21 protein-coding genes and 1 riboswitch are annotated in these 22,715 nt (G+C 71.8%); of the genes, 9 read left to right on the top strand and 12 right to left on the bottom strand.

Going from position 1 to position 22,715, the window contains the following annotated elements:
• Positions 1-78: 78 nt before the first annotated feature.
• Positions 79-549 (top strand): SRPBCC family protein, encoded by a 471-nt coding sequence (locus HNR67_RS08095; RefSeq protein WP_185001454.1) that lies wholly within the window; start codon positions 79-81, stop codon positions 547-549.
• Positions 550-567: 18 nt separating this feature from the next.
• Here the strand turns inward: HNR67_RS08095 and HNR67_RS08090 are convergent, their stop codons facing one another.
• Complete coding sequence (locus HNR67_RS08090; protein ID WP_185001453.1) at positions 568-942, bottom strand: hypothetical protein; 375 nt, start codon at positions 940-942, stop codon at positions 568-570.
• A gap of 101 nt (positions 943-1,043) precedes the next feature.
• Positions 1,044-2,045 (bottom strand): Gfo/Idh/MocA family protein, encoded by a 1,002-nt coding sequence (locus HNR67_RS08085; protein ID WP_185001452.1) that lies wholly within the window; start codon positions 2,043-2,045, stop codon positions 1,044-1,046.
• 32 nt (positions 2,046-2,077) lie between these two features.
• Between HNR67_RS08085 and HNR67_RS08080 the strand changes: the two genes are divergently transcribed.
• Positions 2,078-2,848, top strand: a complete 771-nt coding sequence (locus HNR67_RS08080) for a PhzF family phenazine biosynthesis protein (RefSeq protein ID WP_185001451.1) — start codon at positions 2,078-2,080, stop codon at positions 2,846-2,848.
• A 67-nt stretch (positions 2,849-2,915) separates the two neighbouring features.
• The gene (locus tag HNR67_RS08075) at positions 2,916-3,314 is read left to right on the top strand and encodes an SSI family serine proteinase inhibitor (protein ID WP_185001450.1); all 399 of its coding nucleotides are present in this window, start codon (positions 2,916-2,918) and stop codon (positions 3,312-3,314) included.
• On the opposite strand, the gene HNR67_RS08070 is transcribed toward HNR67_RS08075, so the two are convergent.
• Positions 3,311-4,939, bottom strand: coding sequence for an AMP-binding protein (locus HNR67_RS08070; protein WP_312986750.1), 1,629 nt, complete (start codon positions 4,937-4,939; stop codon positions 3,311-3,313). The two genes, HNR67_RS08075 and HNR67_RS08070, sit on opposite strands and share 4 nt — an antisense overlap.
• A gap of 134 nt (positions 4,940-5,073) precedes the next feature.
• On the opposite strand from HNR67_RS08070, the gene HNR67_RS08065 reads away from it, so the two are divergent.
• A complete protein-coding gene (locus HNR67_RS08065; protein WP_185001448.1) occupies positions 5,074-5,256 on the top strand; it encodes a hypothetical protein in 183 nt (60 codons plus the stop codon).
• Positions 5,257-5,258: 2 nt separating this feature from the next.
• Here the strand turns inward: HNR67_RS08065 and HNR67_RS08060 are convergent, their stop codons facing one another.
• The 3 genes from HNR67_RS08060 to HNR67_RS08050 are packed head-to-tail and all read right to left on the bottom strand — an operon-like array spanning position 5,259 to position 7,349.
• A complete protein-coding gene (locus tag HNR67_RS08060) occupies positions 5,259-6,014 on the bottom strand; it encodes a maleylpyruvate isomerase family mycothiol-dependent enzyme (RefSeq protein WP_185001447.1) in 756 nt (251 codons plus the stop codon).
• 26 nt (positions 6,015-6,040) lie between these two features.
• Positions 6,041-6,811, bottom strand: a complete 771-nt coding sequence (locus HNR67_RS08055) for an HAD-IIA family hydrolase (protein ID WP_185010328.1) — start codon at positions 6,809-6,811, stop codon at positions 6,041-6,043.
• Positions 6,812-6,860: 49 nt separating this feature from the next.
• A complete protein-coding gene (locus tag HNR67_RS08050) occupies positions 6,861-7,349 on the bottom strand; it encodes a MarR family winged helix-turn-helix transcriptional regulator (protein WP_185001446.1) in 489 nt (162 codons plus the stop codon).
• Between the two features lie 179 nt (positions 7,350-7,528).
• On the opposite strand from HNR67_RS08050, the gene moaA reads away from it, so the two are divergent.
• Positions 7,529-8,572, top strand: coding sequence for a GTP 3',8-cyclase MoaA (gene moaA, locus HNR67_RS08045; protein ID WP_185010326.1), 1,044 nt, complete (start codon positions 7,529-7,531; stop codon positions 8,570-8,572).
• An 11-nt stretch (positions 8,573-8,583) separates the two neighbouring features.
• Positions 8,584-8,829 (top strand): MoaD/ThiS family protein, encoded by a 246-nt coding sequence (locus tag HNR67_RS08040; RefSeq protein WP_312986749.1) that lies wholly within the window; start codon positions 8,584-8,586, stop codon positions 8,827-8,829.
• Positions 8,830-8,864: 35 nt separating this feature from the next.
• Here HNR67_RS08040 and HNR67_RS08035 read toward each other — a convergent pair whose 3' ends face one another.
• Positions 8,865-11,849 (bottom strand): AfsR/SARP family transcriptional regulator, encoded by a 2,985-nt coding sequence (locus HNR67_RS08035; RefSeq protein ID WP_185001444.1) that lies wholly within the window; start codon positions 11,847-11,849, stop codon positions 8,865-8,867.
• Positions 11,839-15,051, bottom strand: a complete 3,213-nt coding sequence (locus HNR67_RS08030) for an AfsR/SARP family transcriptional regulator (protein WP_185001443.1) — start codon at positions 15,049-15,051, stop codon at positions 11,839-11,841. Before HNR67_RS08030 ends, HNR67_RS08035 begins: the two co-directional genes overlap by 11 nt.
• A gap of 133 nt (positions 15,052-15,184) precedes the next feature.
• Between HNR67_RS08030 and HNR67_RS08025 the strand changes: the two genes are divergently transcribed.
• Entirely contained in the window at positions 15,185-16,051 is an 867-nt protein-coding gene (locus HNR67_RS08025; RefSeq protein WP_407645118.1) for a phosphatidylinositol-specific phospholipase C/glycerophosphodiester phosphodiesterase family protein, read from the top strand.
• 237 nt (positions 16,052-16,288) lie between these two features.
• Positions 16,289-16,428: riboswitch (cyclic di-AMP (ydaO/yuaA leader) on the top strand.
• 19 nt (positions 16,429-16,447) lie between these two features.
• A complete protein-coding gene (locus HNR67_RS08020; protein ID WP_185010324.1) occupies positions 16,448-17,116 on the top strand; it encodes a LysM peptidoglycan-binding domain-containing protein in 669 nt (222 codons plus the stop codon).
• Positions 17,117-17,189: 73 nt separating this feature from the next.
• Here HNR67_RS08020 and HNR67_RS08015 read toward each other — a convergent pair whose 3' ends face one another.
• The 4 genes from HNR67_RS08015 to HNR67_RS08000 all read right to left on the bottom strand — a co-directional run bounded on the left by HNR67_RS08015 (position 17,190) and on the right by HNR67_RS08000 (position 20,322).
• A complete protein-coding gene (locus HNR67_RS08015; protein WP_185001441.1) occupies positions 17,190-18,137 on the bottom strand; it encodes a molybdenum cofactor biosynthesis protein MoaE in 948 nt (315 codons plus the stop codon).
• Complete coding sequence (moaC, locus tag HNR67_RS08010) at positions 18,116-18,601, bottom strand: cyclic pyranopterin monophosphate synthase MoaC (RefSeq protein ID WP_185001440.1); 486 nt, start codon at positions 18,599-18,601, stop codon at positions 18,116-18,118. The genes HNR67_RS08015 and moaC overlap by 22 nt, the downstream gene beginning before the upstream one ends.
• Before the next feature lie 26 nt (positions 18,602-18,627).
• Positions 18,628-20,022 (bottom strand): NAD-dependent malic enzyme, encoded by a 1,395-nt coding sequence (locus HNR67_RS08005; protein WP_185001439.1) that lies wholly within the window; start codon positions 20,020-20,022, stop codon positions 18,628-18,630.
• 114 nt (positions 20,023-20,136) lie between these two features.
• Positions 20,137-20,322: a hypothetical protein gene (locus HNR67_RS08000; RefSeq protein WP_247761532.1), complete on the bottom strand. Its 186-nt coding sequence runs from the start codon at positions 20,320-20,322 to the stop codon at positions 20,137-20,139.
• A 72-nt stretch (positions 20,323-20,394) separates the two neighbouring features.
• Between HNR67_RS08000 and HNR67_RS07995 the strand changes: the two genes are divergently transcribed.
• A complete protein-coding gene (locus tag HNR67_RS07995; RefSeq protein WP_185001437.1) occupies positions 20,395-22,650 on the top strand; it encodes a helicase-associated domain-containing protein in 2,256 nt (751 codons plus the stop codon).
• The last annotated feature ends 65 nt before the right edge of the window (positions 22,651-22,715 follow it).

Raw genomic sequence — 22,715 nt, 5'->3', positions numbered from 1 at the left:
CTGCCCGAGGGTGACACTGCCAGTGGTAGGACAACGCCGGGCTGGCTAACCCGGCGCCCGGTCCCCGAGGGTGGCGGCATGATCTCCCTCGACGAACTGACCTTCACCCGCCGGGCCTGGCTGCCCGCCACCCCCGCCGCGCTGTACGACCTGGTCAGCGACGTCTCCATGATCGGCACCTGGAGCCCGATCGCGATCGGCGCCGACTACGACGAGGGCGCGGGGCCGCGGCCGGGCGCCTGGTTCTCCGGGCGCAACCAGCACGGTGAGCGGTCCTGGCAGTCCCGCTCGCAGGTGCAGACCGCCGAACCGGGCGCCGAGTTCGCCTTCGTGGTCGGCGGACTGGCGGACGGCCTGGTGCGCTGGCGGTGGACCTTCACCGCGGACGGGCCGGGCACCGTGGTCGCCCAGCACTGGCAGGTGCTGCGGATGGACGAGCGCTTCGGCGACACCCGGGAGGCGGTGCTCGGCCTCCGCGAGGTGATGGCGGACAGCGCGGAGAGCACGCTGCTGGCGCTGTCCCGCTGGGTCAGCGAGCAGGCCGCCTGAGAACTTGAGTTGTCAGGGTCAACGGGCGGCCCCGTTGTGGATCTCGCGCCGGGGCGCGGGCGGGCGGAAGCCCTCCCCGAGTGGGGTGGTCACGGCCAGCAGGGCGGCCATGGCCGCGGCCGTCGGGCTTTCCCGCGCCTCGGTGCCCAGCGCGTGGTAGGCGGCCTGCGCCGAGACGAAGGTGGCCTGTAGCCCCTGGATCATCTCGTCAAGGTGCTGGCACACCGTGATGTACTCGTCCTCGCTGATGTCCTGGGCGTCCACCCAGGTGAGCGCGGTGTCCTTCAGGTCGTCGGCGACCCGCTGGAGCAGGTCCGCCGTGCGCATCACGTCGTGCACAAGGCCACGGCCGTTGGCGCGCGGCAGACCGTCCGCGCCAATGGCGTGATCCATCCGGAGCGCCGCCTCGACGAGGTCTTGCGAGTGGACGAGGGCGTCTAGTGATCTCCGTTCCACCCGTTGGCTATCGGCCGGGCACCCAGAGACCTGAAGCGTCAGGGGGCAGAACTCGTCTTGCTGGCCGGGTGCGCGACCCCCATCCGGCCCAGTGCCGCACACAGGGTGCGCATGACGTTCACCGTGTCGGCCCAAGCCATCTCCGGACTTTCCACCTCTCCGGCGGTGATCTGCTCCACCACTTCCCGCGCCTGGTAGGTGTAACCCGATCCCCACAGCTGCGCGCGGAAGGTCTCCGGGTCGGCGCCGTCGCGGTGCAGGGTCATCCGGGTCGGCGCGTAGAACGGCGAGCCCAGCTCGATCCGCCCGGTGGTGCCGATCACCTCGGCGGTGATCGGGGTCCGCGCGCGCAGCGAGGTGCTCAGCAACGCCTGCGCGCCATCGGGATAACCCAGCAGCAGCGCGGCCTCGGCGTCCACCCCGGTGCCGGCGCGGGAACCGTGCACGTGCACCGCGCTGGGCACGCCGAGCACCATGTGCGCGAAGGAGACCGGGTACACGCCAAGGTCCAGCAGCGCGCCGCCGCCCAGGCCGGGATTCCACAGCCGGTGCGCGGGGTCGTAGGGCACCTGCACGCCGAAGTCCGCGCGCACCAACCGGATCTCGCCGATCGCGTCATCGGCCAGCAGCGCGCGCAGCCTGCGGATCAACGGGATGAACCGGGTCCACATGGCCTCCATCAGGAACAGCCCGCGTTCCTCGGCCAGCGCGATCAGTTCCTCGGTCTGCGCCACGGTGACGGTGAACGCCTTCTCGCACAACACGTTCTTGCCTGCCCGCAGCGCGGCCGAGGCCACCTCGTGGTGCTCGCTGTGCGGGGTGGCCACGTACACCACGTCCACATCCGGATCGGCCAGCAGCTCGCGGTAGTCGCCGTAGGCCTGGGGGATGCCGAAGCCAGCGGCGAACTCCCTGGCCCGCTCCAGGGACCGGGAGGACACCGCGTGCACCTCGATCCCCGGCACCAGCAACAGATCCGCGGTCACCGTGGACGCGATGCCGCCGGTGGCCACCACGCCCCAGCGCAGATTCTCGGTCACATGCCCGGACGCTACCCGGTACGTTGGCGGTCGTGGAGATCTTTGTGGTGGACGCCTTCACCGACACCGCCTTCGGGGGAAACCCGGCCGGGGTGGTGCTTCTGACGGAACCGCGTTCCGCCGAATGGATGCAGTCGGTGGCCGCGGAGATGAAGCACGCGGAGACCGCCTTCGTCGATCCCACGGCGCAGGGCGCGAAACCGTTGCGCTGGTTCACCCCCACCACCGAGGTCGACCTGTGCGGGCACGCCACCCTGGCCACCGCGCACGTGCTCGGCGGCGCGCAGCGGTTCAGCACCCGCAGCGGCGAGCTGAGCTGCACGCCTGCCGAGGACGGTTCGATCACCATGGACTTCCCGGCCGACCAGCCGCAGCCGATCGAACCCGGCCCCGACCTGCTGGCCGGGCTGCCAGGGGTGACCATCCTGGCCACCGCGCAGGCGGTCAGCGACATCCTGGTCGAGGTGGCCTCGGCCGCCGAAGTCCGTGCGCTCGTGCCCGACCTGGCCGCGATCGGCCGCATCCCGAACCGCGGCGTGATCGTCACCGCGCCCGGCGACCGGCCGGGCCTGGACGTGGTCAGCCGCTGCTTCTACCCGGTCTTCGGCATCCCGGAGGACCCGGTGACCGGCTCCGCGCACTGCACCCTGGCCAGCTGGTGGGCGCCCCGGCTCGGCGACGGCCCGCTGACCGCGGAACAGGCCTCGCCACGCGGCGGGATCGTGCGGATGACCTTGCGCGGCAACCGGGTCAGCCTGTCCGGACGCGCTGTGACCGTCCTCAAGGGACAGTTGCTCGTCTGAGTGAACCTGGCCGCGCCAAGTGGTGAAGAACCGGCCGGTAGGTTTGATCTAGGGGTATGCCGGAAGCATGGCTGCTCAACGTGTACTGACGCTGGCGTTCTCCGTGCTGGCGGTTGTCCTGCTCGGGGCCGGACCGGCCGCCGCGGTCAGCCAGGAAACCGTGCTGACCGCGACCACCGCCGACGGCGAGACCGGCACCCCACCCGGCAAGGTCGCCACGCTCACCTGCGAGCCGACCGGCGGCACGCACCAGCAGCGGGCCAAGGCGTGCGCGCAACTGGTCGCCGCCCATGGCCAGGTGGCGAACCTGGCCGGTGACCCGGATTCCCAGGTGTGCACCATGGACTACCGGCCGGTCACGGTGACGCTCAAGGGAATCTGGCAGGGCCAGCCGCTGGCCTATCAGAAGACCTACGGCAACGGCTGCGTGCTGCGCGGCATGACCGGGGACGTGTTCGCGCTCTAGTCGTTACGCCCCAACAACTCCACCGACTTCTCCCGCATCTCCACCTTGCGGATCTTGCCGGTGACCGTCATCGGGAACTCGTCCACCACGTGCAGGTAGCGCGGGATCTTGTAGTGCGCGAGCCGCCCGGTGCAGAACTCCCGGACCGCCTGTGCGGTCAGGGTTTCCGCGCCGGGCCGCAACCGCACCCAGGCCATGAGTTCCTCGCCGTACTTGGCGTCGGGCACCCCGATCACCTGTGCGTCAAGGACATCCGGGTGGGTGTAGAGGAATTCCTCGATCTCCCTGGGATAGATGTTCTCGCCGCCGCGGATCACCATGTCCTTGATCCGCCCGGTGATCGAGACGTACCCGTCGGCGTCCATCACCGCCAGATCGCCGGTGTGCATCCAGCGTGCCGGGTCGATCGCCTCGGCGGTCTTGTCCGGCTGCGCCCAGTAACCGAGCATCACCGAGTAACCGCGGGTGCACAGCTCACCGGGGTTGCCGCGAGGCACGGTCAGGCCGGTCTCCGGGTCCACGATCTTGACCTCGACGTGCGGGTGCACCCGGCCCACGGTGGCCACCCGGCGTTCGATGGAGTCATCGGCCCTGGTCTGGGTGGACACCGGGGAGGTCTCGGTCATGCCGTAGCAGATGGTCACCTCGCGCATGCCCATCCGCTCGATGACCTGCTTCATCACCTCCACCGGACACGGTGACCCGGCCATGATCCCGGTGCGCAGGCTGCTGAGGTCGTAGCCGTCGAAGTCCTCGTCGGCGAGTTCGGCGATGAACATGGTCGGCACCCCGTACAGCGAGGTGCACCGCTCCTCCTGCACCGCGGCCAGGGTGGCCTTGGGCTCGAAGGCGGGTGCCGGGATCACCACGCAGGCCCCGTGCGAGGTGGCGCCCAGGTTGCCCATCACCATGCCGAAGCAGTGGTAGAAGGGCACCGGCAGGCAGACCCGGTCGATCTCGGTGTACCCGCACAGCTCGCCGACGAAGAAGCCGTTGTTGAGGATGTTGTGGTGCGAGAGGGTCGCGCCCTTGGGGAAGCCGGTGGTGCCCGAGGTGTACTGGATGTTGATCGGATCGTCCGCGGACAGCCCGCCCTGCACCGCGGCCAGCCCGGCCGGATCGCCCTCCCGCCCGGCCGCGACCAGCGCGTCCCAGTCCGCCCCGCCCAGCAGCAGCACGTCGAGCAGGCCGGGGCAGTCCGGCCGGACCTGCTCGATCATCCCGGCGTAGTCGGAGGTCTTGAACGCCGCGGCCGCCACCAGGGTGCGCACCCCGGACTGGTTGAGCACGAACTCCAGCTCGTGCACCCGGTAGGCCGGGTTGATGTTCACCAGCACCGCGCCGATCTTGGCCGTGGCGTACTGCACCAGCACCCACTCGGCGCAGTTCGGCGCCCAGATCCCGACCCGGTCGCCCTTGGCCACGCCGAGCCCGAGCAGGCCCAGCGCCACCGCCTCGACGTCGGCGGCCAGCTCGCGGTAGCTCCAGCGCCGCCCGGTGACCCGCTCCACCAGCGCGTCCCGGTCGCCGAAGCGGGCCACGGTGGCGTCGAAGTTGTCGCCGATGGTGTCGCCCAGCAGCGGGACTTCCGAAACCCCGGAGGCGTAACTAGCAACCCCAGGCACCACGACACCTCCGCGACTCCGGCGACCAGACCACCCCATCCTCACGTCCCCGGCCGCCCCCGTCGACCCGGCGCCGCCCCGGAAATCCGGCCGGTAGAGTCCACAACGGCGAACCGAGGTGGGACAGTGGGGGCATGAGCGAGTTCATCGTGCTGGGCATCGGGGCCTTCGGCGGTATCGCGCTGCTGGCCATCGCACTCATCCGCCGTGGCGCGCGCCCGGCCGTGAGCCCGTCGGGCGGCCCGGCCAACGATCGCCCGCAGAGCAAGACCGAGGCCGAGCTTGGCGGGTACCGGGAGTACATCGGCGGGCCCTGACCTCAGCTGAAGTCGACCCAGTTCACGAACATCAGGGCCAGTTCCCGGTCACCGGTGATGCTGACCTCCGCCACCGTCAGCCGGTTCCACAGCAGCAGGTCCAGCTCCCCGGCCGTGGCGGCGATCAGCACCGCCGGTTCGCCGCCGGGTTCGGCCAGCAGCCGCGGGCCGTCCTGGTCCGCGCGGAAGTCCCAGGTCCGGTCCAGGTCGGTGGCGTGCAACCGGATCAGCCCGGTGGACTCCGCCCAGCTCGCCTCCTGGGCAGGCAGCATCCGGAGGGCGAACTCGGCGATCCCGGCCACGCCCAGCTCGGCTGGCACCGGGGCCGCCGTGCCGACCGCGTTCTCCGCGTCCCAGCGGTGCGTCAGCAGCTCGTGCGCCACCCACCCGGCCACCTCGGCCACCGGCGCCCGCTCCTCGTCCCGCCACCAGCACCAGGCCACCGCCTCGGGCGAGGTGGTCCGCAGCACCTCGACCAGGGCCGCGCTCCGGGCCTCCCACCAGCCGAGCAGGTCGGCGCCGGGGGTGGCCATGGCCTGCACGACCTCCTCCTCCGGCTCCAGCCCGCCCTCGGCCAGCGCGTGCGTCCACCACACGCACACCTCGCCGGCGTGGGTCAGCAGCTCGGTCACCGTCCAGCCGGGGCAGGAGGGCACCGGCAGGTCCAGCACATCGGGGCGACGCACCGCGGCGGTGATCGCGGCGATCTGGGCCGCGGCCACCGCCGGGTAGTCGATCATGGTCAGCTCGGAGGTCATCGGGCGAGATTAGCCAGGCCCCGCGGTCAGACTCCGTCGGGGAACGGGTTGTTCGCGTTGCCGACCAGGTCCGCGATGGAGTCGATCACCCTGGTGGGCCGGAACGGGAACCGGTCCGCGGTGTCCACGGTGGAGATGCCGGAGAGCACCAGGATGGTGTGCAGCCCGGCTTCCAGGCCGGAGCGCACATCGGTGTCCATCCGGTCGCCGATCATCAGCGCGCGTTCGGAGTGCGCGCCGATGGAACGCAGTGCGGAGCGCATCATCAGCGGGTTCGGCTTGCCCACGAAGTAGGGCGCGCGGCCGGTGGCCCGCTCGATCAGCGCGGCCACCGACCCGGTCGCGGGCAGCACGCCCTCCCGGCTCGGGCCGGTCTCGTCCGGGTTGGTCGCGATGAACCTGGCGCCTGCCTCGACCAGCCGGATGGCCTTGGTGATGGCCTCGAAGCTGTAGGTGCGGGTCTCGCCGAGCACCACGTAGTCCGGATCGCGGTCGGTGAGCACGTAGCCGATGGAGTGCAGCGCGGTGGTCAGCCCGGCCTCGCCGATGACGTAGGCCGAGCCGTTGGGGCGCTGGGAGTCCAGGAACTTGGCGGTGGCCAGCGCGGAGGTCCAGATGGCCGCCTCCGGCACGTCCAGCCCGGTGCGCTGCAGCCGGGCCCGCAGGTCACGCGGGGTGTAGATGGAGTTGTTGGTGAGCACCAGGAACCCGATGTCGTGCGCGCGGAGTTCGGCGAGGAACTCATCGGCGCCGGGGATCAGGTGCTCCTCGTGCACGAGCACGCCGTCCATGTCCATCAGGTAGTTCCAGCGCGAGGTCTCGGTCACGGCCGCCATGATCCCCCACTCAGGACAGGTTGTGCAGCCTGGCGATCTGGGCGCGCATCAGGTCGATGGAGTCGCGGGTGTACCGGACGATCACCTCGACCTCCTCCGGCCGGTAGCGGCCGACGATCTCGGTCACGCCCTCGATCAGGCCGTGGAAGATGTGGTCGTAGCGGCCTTCGTTGCAGGTGGTGACCTCGACCAGCACCTTGCGCCGGTCGTGCGGGTCGCGCACCCTGCGGACGAAACCACCGCGTTCCAGCCGGTCGATCACGCCGGTGACCGCGCCGGTGGACAGGCCGGAGAGTTCGGCGATCCGGCCCGCGGTGAGCGGGCCCGGCGAGTGCATGGCCAGGTCAAGGCACTTGTGGTCGGTGCCGGACAGGCCCATCCGCTCGGCGGCGGCCGCGTGGAAGGCGAGGGTGACCGCGCTCAGCTCGCGCCCCAGCTCGCCAAGGGTGACGGCCGCCGCGCTGCGGCCCTCGGTCGTCGTGGCGCTCTCACTGCTCATGCCCGTTCCCACCTCTACTCCCGGCTACAGAGGTACCTCTATAACTAAGAGACTTAGCAAATGGCTCAGTTCTCAGTCGACACAGACTAGACGCTGATGTGTTGGTCAGTCGTCAACCGCGAATCGGACAGTCAGGGGGAACGATTACGCTCGGAGGGGTGACAGCGGTGCATCTCGGGATGCCCTCGATAACGACCGGTCCGCCAGCGGGGCCCGCCGGCCGGCCGGACACGCCCGTCCTGCTGGACTCCTACGGCCGGATCGCCACCGACCTGCGGGTGTCGGTGACCGACCGGTGCAACCTGCGCTGCACCTACTGCATGCCTGCCGAGGGCCTGAACTGGCTGGCCAAGTCGGCGCTGCTGGACACCGGCGAGCTGATCCGGCTGATCGAGATCGCGGTGCTCAAGCTCGGCGTGACCGAGTTGCGCTTCACCGGCGGCGAGCCACTGCTGCGCAAGGACCTGGAAGAGGTGCTGGCCGCCTCAGCCGCGCTGAGCCCGCGCCCACTGCTCTCGCTGACCACCAACGGGATCGGCCTGGAACGGCGGGCCGAGGCACTGGCCGCGGCCGGGGTGGACCGGGTGAACGTGTCCCTGGACACCATCCAGCGGGACCGCTACGCCGAGCTGACCAGACGGGACCGGCTGCCGGACGTGCTGGCCGGGCTGCGCGCGGCCAGGGCGGCCGGACTGGCGCCGGTGAAGGTCAACGCGGTGCTGATGCGCGGGGTGAACGAGGACGAGGCCGTCCCGCTGCTGGAGTTCTGCCTGGACGGCGGCTACGAGCTGCGGTTCATCGAGCAGATGCCGCTGGACCCGCAGCACGGCTGGGACCGGGCGGAGATGGTCAGCGGACCGGAGATCCTGGCCGCCCTGCGCACGAAGTTCACCCTGACCCCGCACACCGCCGAACGCGGCGCGGCCCCGGCCGAACGCTGGCAGGTCGACGGCGGACCGGCCACCGTCGGCGTGATCGCCTCGGTCTCCCAGCCGTTCTGCTCGGCCTGCGACCGGACCCGGCTCACCGCCGACGGCCAGCTCCGCTCCTGCCTGTTCGGCCAGGACGAGACCGACCTGCGCGGGCCGATGCGGGCAGGCGCGACCGATGAGCAGCTCGCCGAGCGCTGGCGGGCCGCGATGTGGGCCAAGCCCGCCGGGCACGGCATCAACGAGGTCGGGTTCGCCCAGCCGGCGCGCCCGATGAGTGCGATCGGAGGCTGAAGGTGGCATCGGTGACCGTGCGCTATTTCGCCGGGGCGCGGGCCGCGGCCGGGGTGCCGGACGAGGCGGTGGAGCTGAGCGGCGTCTCCACCGTGGCGGACGTGCTGGACCTGGTCCGCGGCAGGCACACCGGCAAGCTGACCGAGGTACTGCCGGCGTGCAGCTTCCTGCTCAACGGGGTGGCCGTGCGCGACCAGGAGACCGTGGTGCCGGATGCCGCGGAACTCGACGTGCTGCCGCCGTTCGCCGGCGGCTGAGCCGCCCCATGGATACCGGCGGCTGACACACCTCTCTATATAGAGGTCACCGGAAGCTCGCCCAGCAGCCGCTGGACCCGCTCCTCCTCCAGCCGGAACCCACCGCGGGCAGCGGCCGCCGCCGCACCACGCAACCGGTCCCTGGCCTGGTGCAGCCGCCCCAGTCCCGCGTACACGGTGCCCTGCCCGGCCAGCGCGTTGATCTCACCCAGCAGGTACCCGGCCAGGGTGGCGATCCGCAGTGCCTCGGTGTGGTGCCGCTCGGCCTCCCTCGGCCGGTCCAGCGCGGCGCAGCAGGCGGCGCGGGTGTTGTAGGCGTCGGCCTCGGCCCGGCGGTCGTGCATGGTGGCGGCCAGCTCACAGGCCTGCTCGGCCAGCGGCAACGCCTCCTCGGCCCGGTCGGCGGCCAGCAGCGCGGCGGCCAGGGCGTCCACCGGATCGGCGTTGTCCTGGCCGAGGGCCTGGTAGATCTCCCTGGACCGGCGGGCCAGGTTGATCGCCAGCACCGGGTTGCCACGCAGCCGTTCGGCCACCGCGAGGTTGCCAAGGCAGAGCGCCTCCCCGAACGCGATGCCCTGCTCCTGGCAGATCGCCAGCGCCTCGTGCGCCAGCCTGAGCCCGGCGGCCAGATCACCGCGGTACATCCGCACCGCGGCCAGGTTGAGCAGCACCTTGGCCCGGTTGCCGCCCTCGGGCCGGTGCCGGTGCAGCACCCGCTCGTAGCAGTCGGCGGCCGCGGCCAGCCTGCCCATCTCCATGTAGACGATGCCCAGGTGCAGCAACGCGTCCGATTCGACCTCGGGCGCGGCATCGGTGTGCGCCAGGGTCTCGATCGCCTCCCGGTGGTACCGCAGCGCCTGCTCGAAATCCCCCAGCCCCCACAGCGCGGTGCCCACGCTGTCCAGCATCGCGCCCACCATCGCCAGGTCCCCGACCTCGCGCGCCGCGGCCAGCGCCGCCCGAGCCGCCTCGATCCACTCGGTGCGGTGCAGCCGGAAGTAGAAGTAACCGCCCAGCACCCGCACCAACGGCCAGGACCGTTGATGCAGCCCCAGTCCCGGCGCCGCCCGCACCGCGGCGACCAGGTTCGGCAACTCCGCGTCCAGCCAGGCCACCGCCGCGGCCCGCTCGGCGAACGGCGGCACCGGCGGCAGGTCAGGGGCCGAGGGCAACGGCACATCCGGCGTGAGCAGCGCGACCGCCTGCCGGGTGGTGGCCAGGTAGTACTCGTACAACCGCCCCAGCGCCGCCGCCCGCTCCCCGGCAGGCTCCTCCACCTCGGCCCGTTCCCTGGCATAAAGCCGGATCAGGTCATGAAAGCCAAACCGATCCGCCCCGACGGGCTCCAGCAAACTCATCCCGGCCAGCCCAGCCAGCGCCGCCGCCGACTCCCCCGCCACCAACGCGGCCGCCGCCGCCACGGTGAAATCCGCCCCCGGCACCAGCGCGAGCCGCCGGAACACGGTCCGCGCGGCCGGGTCCAGCGCCCGGTAGGAGGAGTCGAACGCGCTGTGCACCGCGGTCGCCCCGTCCCCGTCGATGGCCAGCTCCGCCAACCGGTTCCCGGCCCGCAACAGGGCCACGTACCCGGCCACATCCGGCGCGGGCTGGGCAGCCAGGTTGGCCGCCGCCACCCGCAACGCCAACGGCAACCGCGCGCACACCGCCGCCAGCTCCCCCAGTGCGGCGTCATCGCTGCCGAGCACCCGCCGCAACAACTCCACCGACTCACCCTCGGCCAGCGACCCCAGCGAGATCCGCCGCACCGCCTGCTCCCCCAGCCGCTCCGGCAACCCCCGCCGACTGGTGATCAACACCCCGCACCCGGGATCCCCCGGCAGCAACACCGCGAGCTGATCCACCTCGGCCACGTTGTCCAGCACCACCAGCACCCGCCGCCCGGCCAGCAACCGCCGGTACAACGCCGACTGCTCGTCCACCGCCGAGGGCACCTCCTCCGGCGCCACCCCCAACCCACGCAGGAACCGGGTCAACACCTGCCCCGCGGTCGCCGCGGGCTCCGCCGAATACCCCCGCAGATTGGCAAAAAGCTGCCCATCCGAAAACCGCCCCCGCAACCGATGCCCCACCCGCACCGCCAGCGCCGTCTTCCCCACCCCCGGCGCCCCACTCACCGCCACCACAGCCCCGGACCCCAGCAACGAACCCAACTCCGCCACCAGCTCACCCCGCCCGACAAAGTCCCCCACCACCGCGGGCAGTTCGGCGGGCACCCGCGCGGCCCGAGCCACCGGCACCACCGGCACCCGCAACCCCGGATCAGCCCGCAACACCAATGCCTGCATCCGCCGCAACCCAGGCCCCGGCCCGGCATCCAGCTCCCGCCGCAACACCAGCTCCGCCTGCCGGTACCCGGCCAGCGCCTCGGCCTGCCGCCCATCCCGGTAGCGGGCCAGCATCAACAACTCCGCGAACCGCTCCCGCAACGGATACTCGGCGGTCAACGCGATCAACCGACTGATCACCTCACCGTGCCGCCCCAGCTCCAGCGCCACCTCGATCCACCGCTCCAACAACGCCAACCGGGCCTCGGTCAGCAAAGCGACCTCACTCCGGTGCAACGCGGCCGACGGCACATCCCCCAGCACCGGCCCCCGCACCAGCCCGACGGCCTCCCCAAGCAACATCGCCTCCGCGGCCACATCCCCCGCCGCCCGCGACTGCTCGGCCCGCCGCACCAACCGCCGAAACCGGAACAAGTCCAACTGCTCCGGCTCCACATCCAGCAGGTACCCGTGCCCAGTGGTCCGCAACTGCCCCGGATCCCCCAGCATCTGCCGCACCCGGGTGACATAGGTGTGCAGGGACCCCCGCGGCCGCACCGGCGTCGGCCCGTCCCAGAGGTTCCCGATCAGCTCCTCGGCACTGACCGGCTCATTGGCATGCAACAACAAACTCGCCAGCAACACCCGATGCTTGGCCGCCCCGACCGGCACCACGGCCCGGCGCACCCACACCTCCAACGGCCCGAGCACCCGGAACTCCGTCTCAGCCCGCATCGCCGTCCCTCACCCCGAGCAGCAGCCCCCGGACATTCTCGGCGTCGGGCACGCCCATGTCGACGAAGAGGCCGAGCGCCCGCTCCCACGCCCGCCGCGCCAAACCGGGTTCGCCCTGTCGGTGGTGCACGTGCCCGGCCAGCAGGTGCGCGGCGGCTTCGCCAGGGCGGTGACCGGTGCCGTCCAGCGTGTGGATGGCCCGCCGCACGAGTTCCCCGGCCTCCTCGGCGAGCCCCTCGGCCAACCGGGCCTCGGCCATCGCGGTCAACGCGTGTCCCGCCTCCAGGGTGTGGCCGTGCCGAGAGGCAAGCACCAGTGCCCGGCCGCCGTAGTCCATCGCCTCCACCGGCCGCCCCAGGCGCCGGAGCGCGGCGCTCATCACCACCATCGCCTCGATCTCGCCAAAGCCATAGCCGATCAGGGTGGACTGGCGGAATGCCTCGGTGCACGCCTCCCAAGCCTCGCTGTTCCGCCCAGCTCGCAGGTGGATCCGCCCGGTCGTGGTCATGGCGTCGATCTCCGCCCGCCGGTCGCCGGACTCCTGGGCGGTCTGACACGCGCGGGCCGCCAGGGCGGCGGCCTCGTCGAGCTGTCCCAGCGCACAGTGGATCGCCGCCAGGTGCTCGAAGCAGTCAGGTTCGGTTCGCCCCAGTTCGGCGTTGATGGCCACGGCCCGCCCGCTCCACTCCAGTGCGACGGCGTAGTCACCGGCGGCCAGGCGGTTGTAGGTCAGGTTGGTCGCGCACAGTCCCTCACCGAAGCGGGATTCGATCCGGCGGCACAGTTCGATGGCCTCCAGCATCAGTCGCCGGGCCTGGCCGAGGTCTCCGCTCCGGCCCTTGGCCGTGCCGAGGTTCATCAGGGCCTGGGCGGTCTGCTTGGCCGATCCCGCATCCCGCCAGTGCGCCAGCGCCAGCGCGACCGCGGATTCCGCATCGCGCACGTGGCCCGTCTCCAGAGCCACGATCCCGAGGTGCAGCCGGACCCCGGCCAGCACCTCGCCCCCCGCAGCGGCGGAACCGAGCAGTTCCTGCGCCCGGCCGTAGGACTGCCGGGCCCGTTCGTAGTCGCCGACGCTCCAGAACGCGGTGCCCACACCGTCCAACATGGACGCGACCATCAAGGTGTTGCCACTGTGCTCGGCGGCGCGGAGGGCTGCCTCCGCCACGAGGAGCCACTCGGCGCGATGGTCGTAGAAGTAGAAGTAGTTCCGCAGTGCCCGCACCAAGGACCACGAGATCCACGGGCGGTCGGACTCCCCCGCCGCCTGGATGACCGCGAGGATCAAGCCCCGCTCGGTGTCCAGCCAGGCCACGGCCTGGTCGATGTCCGCGAACCGCTCGATCCCACGAGTCCCCGGCCGGTCCAGTTCCGCGGACAACGGCTCCGGCATGATCAGCTCAGCCGCGTCGTGAGCGGCCCCGAGGATGTAGTCGTCGAGCCGGGCCACCGCGGTTCCGCCCGGCTCCGCCTTTTCTCTGGCGTACAGGCGGATCAGGTCGTGGTAGCCGTAGCGGTCCGGACTGGTCGCCTGGAGCAGGCTCACGGTGACCAGACTGGTGAGGACCTCGCGGGTCCGATCGACGGGCCAGTCGAGCATGACCGCGGCGGCCCGGAGGCTCAGGTCGGTACCGGGGGCCAGGGCGAGGGTGCGGAAGGCGTACTGACTGTCCGGGGCCAGTTCCGTGTAGGACAGGTCGAAGGTCAGGCGGACCGCGGCTGCGCCATCGCCGTCGACCGCGAGCTTGGCCAGCCGGTCTCCTTGCCGCAGCTGGTCCAGGTAGTCGCCGACCTGGTGGCCGAGCAGGTTCGCCGCGGCCACCCGCAGGGCAAGGGGCAGGTGGGCGCAGGTCTCCGCCAGGGCCGCCACCGACTCCGGTTCGGCTCGTACCGCCTCCTGGCCCAGGATGCTGCGCAGCAGGTCCACTGATTCGGCCGGGTCGAGCATGCCGACCGGGATCGAGTGCGGGAACTCGGTGCGGCTGGTCACGAGCACCGCGCAGCCGGGGGACTCGGGCAGCAGCGGGGCGATCTGGGCCGGGTCGGCCGCGTTGTCCAGCAGCACCAGCACCTTGCGGTCGGCCAGCAGGCGGCGGTACAGCGCGGTCTGCGCCTCGACCCGGATCGGCACCTGTTCCGGCCGGACGCCCAACGCGCGCAGGAACCTGGCCAGGATCTGCTCCGGGGCCAGCGCGGGTTCGGGGGCGTAGCCACGCAGGTTCACGTGCAGCTGGCCGTCCGGGTAGTGCTCGCGCAGGCGGTGCCCGGTGTGCACGGCCAGTGCGGTCTTGCCCACGCCCGGCGGGCCGGACAGGGCGGCCAGACCGGAGCCGGTGAGGGCGGCGCCGATCTGTTCGGCCAGGGCGGTCCGGCCGATGAAGTCGGGGATGTCGGCGGGGAGTTGGGCCGGTACCGGGCCGGGTGGCGCGGGCCTGCGCTTCGCGCGCCTATAGAGAGAGGTGTCCGCGCGCAGGATCGCCTCGTGCAGGGCACGCAGCGCGGCGCCGGGCCGCACCCCCAGTTCCGCCTTCAGCAGTGCGCTGATCCGGCCGAAGGCACGCAGGGCCTCGGCCTGCCTGCCGTCGCGGACCTGGGCGAGCAGCAGCTGTTCCCAGAAGCGTTCGCGCAGCGGGTGCTGGGTGGTCAGCTCGGTCAGTTCGCCGATCAGCTCGCGCTGCCTGCCCAGGTCCAGGTCCAGCTCGATCCGGCGCTCCAGCAGCACCAGGCGCTGTTCGCTCAGCCGGGCCGCGTCGGTCCGGCGCAACGGTTCCGACCGGATGTCCGACAGGACCGGGCCGCGCCACAGCTCCAGTGCCTCGGCCAGGCAGGCGCGCTCGGAATCGGCGTCCTCGGCGGCGCGGGCCCGTTCCGCGCCGGTGATCAGGCCACGCAGGCGGAACAGGTCCAGCTGCTCCGGGGTCAGGTCGACCCGGTAGCCGCGTTCGGTGGTGGTGATCAGGTCCGGCCCCGGCAGGGCCTGGCGCAGGCGGCGCACATAGGTATGGAGTGCGGCGCGCGGGTTGGCGGGCGGCGCGAACTCCCACAGCGTGCCGGTCAGCTCCTCGAACCGGACCTCATCGCCTGCCTGCAACAGCAACGCGGCCAGCAGCACCCGCTGCTTGGCCGCGCCGATCACCAGTGGCGCGCTGCCGACCCGGACCTCCAGCGGTCCGAGCACCCGAAACTCGATCTCCGGTCCCATGCGGTCCCCCTGCCCCGGCCGATGGTCGCACGGCCGGATGTCCCTGGCACGGCAATCAACCGGCCGGTCCCCGTTCACCAGCCGGTCGTTCGTCCGCTTTACTTTCCGCCCCACACTCACTCGGGAGGTTCGTGTGCGGATCGGATTGCGGGCGGGACTGGCGCTCCTGGCGGTGGCCGGGCTGCTGGGCGGGTCGGTGGCGCAGGCCGGGGCGGCGGGGCGGGTCAAGCCCCTCGCACAGGCGCACGCGCACAACGACTACGAGCACGGGCGGCCGTTGCTGGACGCGCTGGAGCACGGGTTCACCAGTGTCGAGGCGGACATCTACCTGGTGGACGGGGCGCTGCTGGTCGGGCACGACCCCGGGGACCTGCGGCCGGAGCGGACCCTGCAGGCGCTGTACCTGGAGCCGTTGCGGAAGCGGGCATTGGCCAATGGCGGCCGCGTTTATCCGGGGCGGAGTGGGTTGTTCCAGCTGCTGGTGGACATCAAGACCAACGGGGTGGCGGTGTACGCGGAGCTGGACCGGGTGCTGCGATCGCCGCGGTACTCCTGGCTGTTCAGCCGGTACCTGCACGGGTTCGTGCTGCGCGGAGCTGTGACCGCGGTCATCTCCGGCGATCGCCCGCGCGCCGTTATGGCTGGTCAGCGGGATCGACTGGCCTTCTATGACGGACGCCTCACCGATCCGAACGACCTCGGACCCGGTGCGGATCCGAAGCTGGCGCCGCTGGTGTCCGACAACTGGACGAAGTTGTTCGCCTGGCAGGGTGTGGGCGAGATGCCGGCCGCCGAGCGGGCCAAGCTGCGGGAACTGGTCCAGCGGGTGCACGCGGGCGGGCAGCGGCTCCGATTCTGGGCGACCCCGGACGCGGCGGGCCCGGCCCGTGCGGCGCTCTGGCGGGAGCTGGCGGCGGCCGGGGTGGATCACCTCAATACCGATGATCTTGCGGGACTCTCCGCGTTCCTACGGGGTCACTCGGGTGCCGCTACGGGGTGAGCCACGCCTCACCGACGGTGATTGATCTCGGTAAGGACACGGCGCGGTAACGGCGGGCTGACCTGGCGCGACACCCGACATCGCAGAACTTCGCCAAACGTTACAGTGACTACGGTCACAGTCCAGAAGGTTTGGCGGACCCCTGCTGGGTTACGTACGGTCGCTTCTCGGTCGGCCCCGAACCGGCCAGCACGACGGGAACCTGTAGCGCCAAGCCCTGTCCAAGCGGGTTCCCGACCAAACCCCGAGCGAAACTGCAACTGGACAGGGACGGGGGAACCACCTTCCGGACGAGCACTCAGCGTCCTTGGGGTGAAGCCGGTGCGAGCCGGCCGGGCCAGCACGATCGGTCCGAACCCGACAGCTCACCTCGTAGGCGCGGTTGGCGAGAGGGAAATGGCTTCTTACCGAGGCAAGCACCGCAAGCAGTCCAACATCACCCGCACCGTGGCCCGCGTTGTCGTGGCCGGTGCCGTCGTGGCCGCCCCGATGGCCGTGGCTGGTACCGCAAGCGCTGCGAGTGGCGTGAACTGGGACGCTATCGCTCAGTGCGAGAGCGGCGGCCGGTGGAACATCGCCACTGGTAACGGCTACTACGGTGGTCTCCAGTTCGACCGTGGCACCTGGCTCTCCAACGGTGGCGGCCAGTACGCGCCGTACGCCCACCAGGCTTCCAAGGCCCAGCAGATCGCGGTCGCCGAGCGCCTGTTCGCGGCTCGTGGCACCAGCCCGTGGCCGCACTGTGGCAAGCGCGCCGGCGTCAAGGGCAACGTGGCCAAGCCGGCCCCGAAGCCCGCTGCTGTCAAGCCGGTCGTGAAGAAGCAGGCTGCTCCCAAGCCTGTCGCGGTCAAGCCGGTCATCAAGCCGGCCGCGCCGGTGCAGTCCGCTCCGGTCGCCACCGAGCGCAACGGTGCTGACTACACCGTCGTCGCGGGTGACACGCTGTCCACCATCGCGCAGAAGCTGCAGGTGAACGGTGGCTGGAAGGCGCTGTTCGAGCGCAACAAGGACATCGTCAAGAACGCTGACCTGATCTTCCCGGGCCAGCAGCTCGACGTGAAGTGAGTCTGGCGACTCGCTAGGCACGCTCCGCGAAACCCCCGGTCGTTCACGTGGCGACCGGGGGTTTCGTGTTCGTTCAGGGGCAGTTGACCCATTCCTCGGCGCCGTCGGTGAAGAGCTGGCGCTTCCAGATGGGCAGGCGGCGCTTGACCTCGTCGACCAGGTCGGCGCAGGCGGCGAATGCCTCCTTGCGGTGTTCGCCGGCCACCGCGCAGGCCAGTGCGGCGTCGCCGATCTTGAGCTGGCCGATCCGGTGGCTGACCGCGATGGCCCTGACGCCCTGGTGCCGGAGCGCGATCTCGGCGGCGACCTCGGCGATGACCTCGGCCGCGCTGGGGTGGCCGGTGTACTCCAGCTCGGTCACGCCGCGGCCCTCGTCGTGGTCGCGGACCACACCGGCGAAGGTGACCACCGCGCCCGCGGCGGGGTGGGTCACCAGGCGGGCGTGTTCTTCCACGTCAACGGGGTCCTCGGTGACCTCGGCGCGCAGCACCGCGGCCGCCGGACCCGCCTGCGGGAGCCCGCCGGGGGTGTGATCGCCGCCGCGAAGCTGGCTCACCGCGTGGTCCAGCACGCCCTCGAGTACCCCCAGACCGTCCCGCACACCGCCCGTGGAGCCCGGAAGGTTCACCACGAGGGTCCGACCGGCCACCCCGGCCAGCCCGCGCGAGAGAGCCGCTGTGGGGACCGCGGGCGCTCCGGCGGCCCTGATCGCGTCCGCCAGGCCGGGCACCTCGTAGTCGAGCACCGCCCTGGTGGCCTCCGGCGTGCGGTCGGTCGGGCTGATGCCGGTGCCGCCGGTGGTGATCACCACGTCGACCCGTTCGGTGACCGCCTTGCGCAGGGCCTGGCCCACCGGATCGCCGTCGGGCACCACGTCGGCCTCGGGCACCCAGAAGCCGCGCTCGCGCAGCCAGGTCACGATGACCGGGCCGGTGCGGTCGGCGTACACCCCGCTGCTGGCCCGATTGGAGGCGGTGATCACCCTGGCGCTGCGCGGGTTCACGGCTGCGGTCTCGTCCATAGTCCCGTCTTCCCACCCTCCTTGCGGTCAACCCGCACGGCGTCGAGCACCGCGGCCGGGTCCACCGCCTTGACCATGTCGTGCAGGGTGAGCCCGGCGACGGCCACCGCGGTGAGCGCCTCCATCTCCACCCCGGTGCGATCGGTGGTGCGCACCGTCGCGGTGATCACCACCTCGGCTTCGCCCAGCGCCAGGTCGAGCCTGACCCCGGACAGCGCGATCGGGTGGCACAGCGGCACCAGGTCCGGGGTGCGCTTGGCGCCCATGATCCCGGCGATCCGCGCGGTCGCCAGCGCGTCGCCCTTGGGCAGTCCGTCCCGGCGCAGCAGCTCGACCACCTCGGCGGTGGTGCGCAGCACGCCGGAGGCCACCGCGACCCTGCTGGTGATCTCCTTGCCGGAGACGTCCACCATCCGGGCCGCCCCGGCCGCATCGACGTGGGTCAGCTCACCGCGTTCGCTCACAAGCGAATGCTAGGCCGTTGACCGGTTCAGCCCGCCACGGCCGATCCGGCTGCCTTGCGCACGGCCTCGGCCACCGCGGGCGCGACGGTGGTGTCGAAGACGCTGGGCACGATGAAGGAGGCGTTGACCCGCTCCGGCGCGACCACGTCGGCGATCGCACCGGCCGCGGCCACCAGCATCTCGTCGGTGATGGTCTTGGCGTTGGCGTCGAGCAGACCGCGGAAGACGCCGGGGAAGGCCAGCACGTTGTTGATCTGGTTCGGGTAGTCGCTGCGGCCGGTGGCGACCACGGCGGCGTGCTGCTGGGCTTCGAGGGGGTCGATCTCCGGGTCCGGGTTGGCCAGTGCGAACACGATGGCGTCGGAGGCCATGGTGGCCACCTGCTCGGCGCCGAACAGGTTGGGCGCGCTGACCCCGATGAACACGTCCGCGCCGACCAGCGCGTCGTGCAGGCTGCCGGTGACCTGGCCGGAGTTGGTGTTGTCGGCCACCCACTGCAGGTTGGGGTCCATGCCCTCGCGGCCGGGGTGCACGATGCCGTCCACGTCCACCGCGATGATGTCGCCCGGCTTCTGCTTGAGCAGCAACCGGATGATGGCCGAACCGGCCGCGCCGACCCCGCAGACCGCGATCTTGGTGTCGGAGATCTCCTTGCCGACCACGCGCAACGCGTTGCGCAGCGCGGCGAGCACCACGATCGCGGTGCCGTGCTGGTCGTCGTGGAAGACCGGGATGTTCAGCTTCTCGCGCAGCCGGGCCTCGATCTCGAAGCAGCGCGGCGCGGCGATGTCCTCCAGGTTGATGCCGCCGTAGACCGGGGCGATCAGCTCCACCGCGCGGATGATCTCCTCGGTGTCCTGGGTGTCCAGGCAGACCGGCCAGGCGTCCACGCCGGCGAACTTCTTGAACAGCACCGCCTTGCCCTCCATCACCGGCAGCGCTGCCTCCGGGCCGAGGTTGCCGAGGCCCAGCACGGCGGAGCCGTCGGTGACCACGGCGACGGTGTTGCGCTTGATGGTCAGCCGGCGCGCGTCCTCGGGGTTGGCCGCGATGGCCTGGCAGACCCTGGCCACCCCGGGGGTGTAGGCGCGGGAGAGGTCGTCCCGGTTGCGCAGCGGGATCTTGGAGGCGATCTCCAGCTTGCCGCCGAGGTGGATCAGGAAGGTCCGGTCGGAGATCTTGCGGACCTTCACCCCCGGCAGCAGCGCCAGCGCGTCGGTGATGTCGGTGACGTGGTTGGCGCCGATGGCGTTGCAGGTGATGTCGACGATGACCCGGTCGTTGTGCGACTCGACCACGTCGAAGGCGGTGATCACGCCACCCACCCGGCCGACCGCACTGGCCATGTCGCCGGCCGCGCTCGCCGACGGCGGCGCCTCAAGGCGGACGGTGATCGAGTACCCAGGACCAGGAACCGGCATTGGTGGCCTCCAAGACAACGCTTTCAACCGATGAGCGTAGTCCCGGGTTACTTAAAGTACGCACGCGGCTCGGAAAGGCTGAATTCGTTCCGAGCCGCGTGAACTACGGCACAGCTACTTGTTGATCACCGTGGTCGGGTGGCTGTAGGGCACCGACTCGAACGGGAAGCTCACCTCGCCGAACGGCGACTGCGCGCCCTGGAGGTGGCTGACGAGCTCGCTGACCGCGTGCTCCTTCTCGGAGGGACCCTCCGGCCAGGTGGGTTCGATCCGATCCGCGTGGCGCTCGGCCTTGGACACGTCATCCTCCTCTGTCGTCGTACGCGCCATAGTGTGCCCGACGATCCGGTCCGGGCAGATACCGTGGAGGGGATGTCCGGTCCTTCACTCGCCGCGTGGCTGCGCGCGCAGGACGAGACGAGGCTCGCGGCCCTGCTGCGCGCCCGCCCCGACCTGGCCACGCCCTCCCCCGGCGACACCAGTGTGCTGGCCACCCGCGCCGGCATCCGTGCCTCCATCGCCAGGGCCTGCGAGGACCTGGACTCCTTCACGCTGACCGTGCTGGAGGCGTTGCTGCTGGCCGGGGCCGACCTCGGGCCGCGGCCGCTGACCGAGGTGTCCGCGCTGCTCGGCAAGGGTGTGCCGGTCAGGGCGGCCAAGGCCGCGGTGGAGCTGTTGCGCTCCCGCGCGCTGGCCTGGGGGCCGGATGCCGCGCTGTGCGTGCCGCCTGCGGCCACCGAGGCGGTGACACTGTTCCCGGCCGGGCTGGGGCGGCCGGACCCGCAGCTGGACGAGGTGGACCTGCCCGCGCTGCTGGACCGGCTGGACGAGGGCGAGCGCAAGCTGCTGGAGACCCTGGCCAGTGGTCAGCCGACCGGGCGAACCAAGGACGCCGGGGTGGTGGTGCCGCTGGAGCGGGCCCGCAACCCGGTGCAGAAGCTGCTCGCCCGCGGCCTGTTGCTGCGCAGGGACGCCGAGACCGTGGAGCTGCCAAGGCAGGTCGGGCTGGCGCTGCGCGGGGACCGGGCCTTCCGCGCCGTAGAGGTGACCGAACCGCGGCTGGACACCGGCGGGTACCCGCTGTCCACGGTGGACTCGACCGCGGCCGGGGCGGCCATGGAGCTGGGCCGCCAGGTCGAGGCGCTGATCGGGTTCTGGAGCGAGGAGCCACCGCCGGTGCTGCGCTCCGGCGGGCTGGGCGTGCGCGAGCTGCGCAGGCTGGCCAAGGAGATCGAGGTCGAGGAGCGCAGGGCGGGGCTGCTGGCCGAACTGGTGGTCGGCGCCGGCCTGGTCGGCGACAGCGAGGGCAACGAGCCGGAGTGGGTGCCCACCACGCTGGCCGACACCTGGCTGGTCGGCACGCCCGAGCACCGCTGGGCCACGCTGGCCCAGACCTGGCTGGACCTGCCGAGGCTGCCCGGCCTCTACGGCCGCCGGGACGAGAAGGACCGGCCGCTGGGCGTGCTCAGCGAGGAGCTGCGCCGCCCGGTCGCGCCGAGGGAACGGCGGCGGGTGCTGGACCTGCTGGCCGACCTGCCGCCGGGCGCCACCGTCAAGGACGTCCGGCAGCTGGCCGCGGTGCTGGCCTGGCGGGCGCCCCGGCGTGGCGGCAGGCTGCGTGACGACCTGGTCGAGTGGACCGTCGGCGAGGGCACCGCGCTGGGCGTGATCGCGCTGGACGCGCTGGCCGGACCGGGCCGCACGCTGCTGACCGAGGGGCCCATCGCGGCCGCCAAGGCGATGGCCGAGGCACTGCCCGCGCCGGTGGACCACGTGCTGGTGCAGGCCGACCTGACCGTGGTCGCGCCGGGACCGCTGGAAGCCGATCTGGCCGCGGACATCGCGCTGGTCGCCGATGTGGAGTCGGCTGGCGGGGCCACGGTGTACCGGGTCACCGAGGCCACCGCGCGGCGGGCGCTGGACGCCGGGCGGAGCGCGGCCGACCTGCACGAGTTGTTCCGCAGTCGCTCGCGCACCCCGGTGCCGCAGTCGCTGACCTACCTGATCGACGACGTGGCCAGGCGGCACGGGCGGCTGCGCGGTGGCGCGGCCGGGTCCTTCCTGCGCTGCGACGACCCGGTGCTGGTGGCCGAGGTGCTGGCCAGCGCGGCGGCCGAGCGGCTGGACCTGCGCCGGATCGCACCCACGGTGCTGGTCAGTCCGATGAGCCTGGCCGAAGTGCTGGACGGACTGCGTGCCGCCGGGTTCGCCCCGGCCGCGGAGGGCCCGGACGGACAGGTGCTCGACCTGCGCCCGGCCGGCCGCCGGATCACCGCCCGGACCAGGCACAACCGCCGTCCGATGCTGCCCGGCGGGCCCAGTGAGGACCAGCTGCTGGCGGTCATCGCGCAGATGAAGGCGGGGGACGCCGCGGCCGCCACACCACGGGGTGCCACAATCTCCCCGACGGACAGCGCGACCACCCTGGCCCTGCTGCGTGCGGCAGCCGAGGCGGGCCGCAGCGTCTGGCTCGGTTTTGTGGACAACCACGGGGTGGCCAGCCAGCGGGTGGTGAACCCGGTGAGCGTGGCAGGCGGGATGCTCGAGGGCTTCGATCAGGCCCATGGCGCGCTGCGCCGTTTCCCGGTGCACCGGATCACCTCGGTGGCCGTGGTCGAGGACGTCTGATCTCGCTGCGCGCTTCACCCACCCCTACGGCGGTCGCCGATCATGGTGGCCGACCCAAGATCGAA

The sequence above is a fragment of the Crossiella cryophila genome, from assembly GCF_014204915.1.
GTDB lineage: Bacteria > Actinomycetota > Actinomycetes > Mycobacteriales > Pseudonocardiaceae > Crossiella > Crossiella cryophila.
The sequence above is the reverse complement of the archived record's forward strand: the minus strand, read 5'-3'. Positions and strand labels throughout refer to the sequence as shown.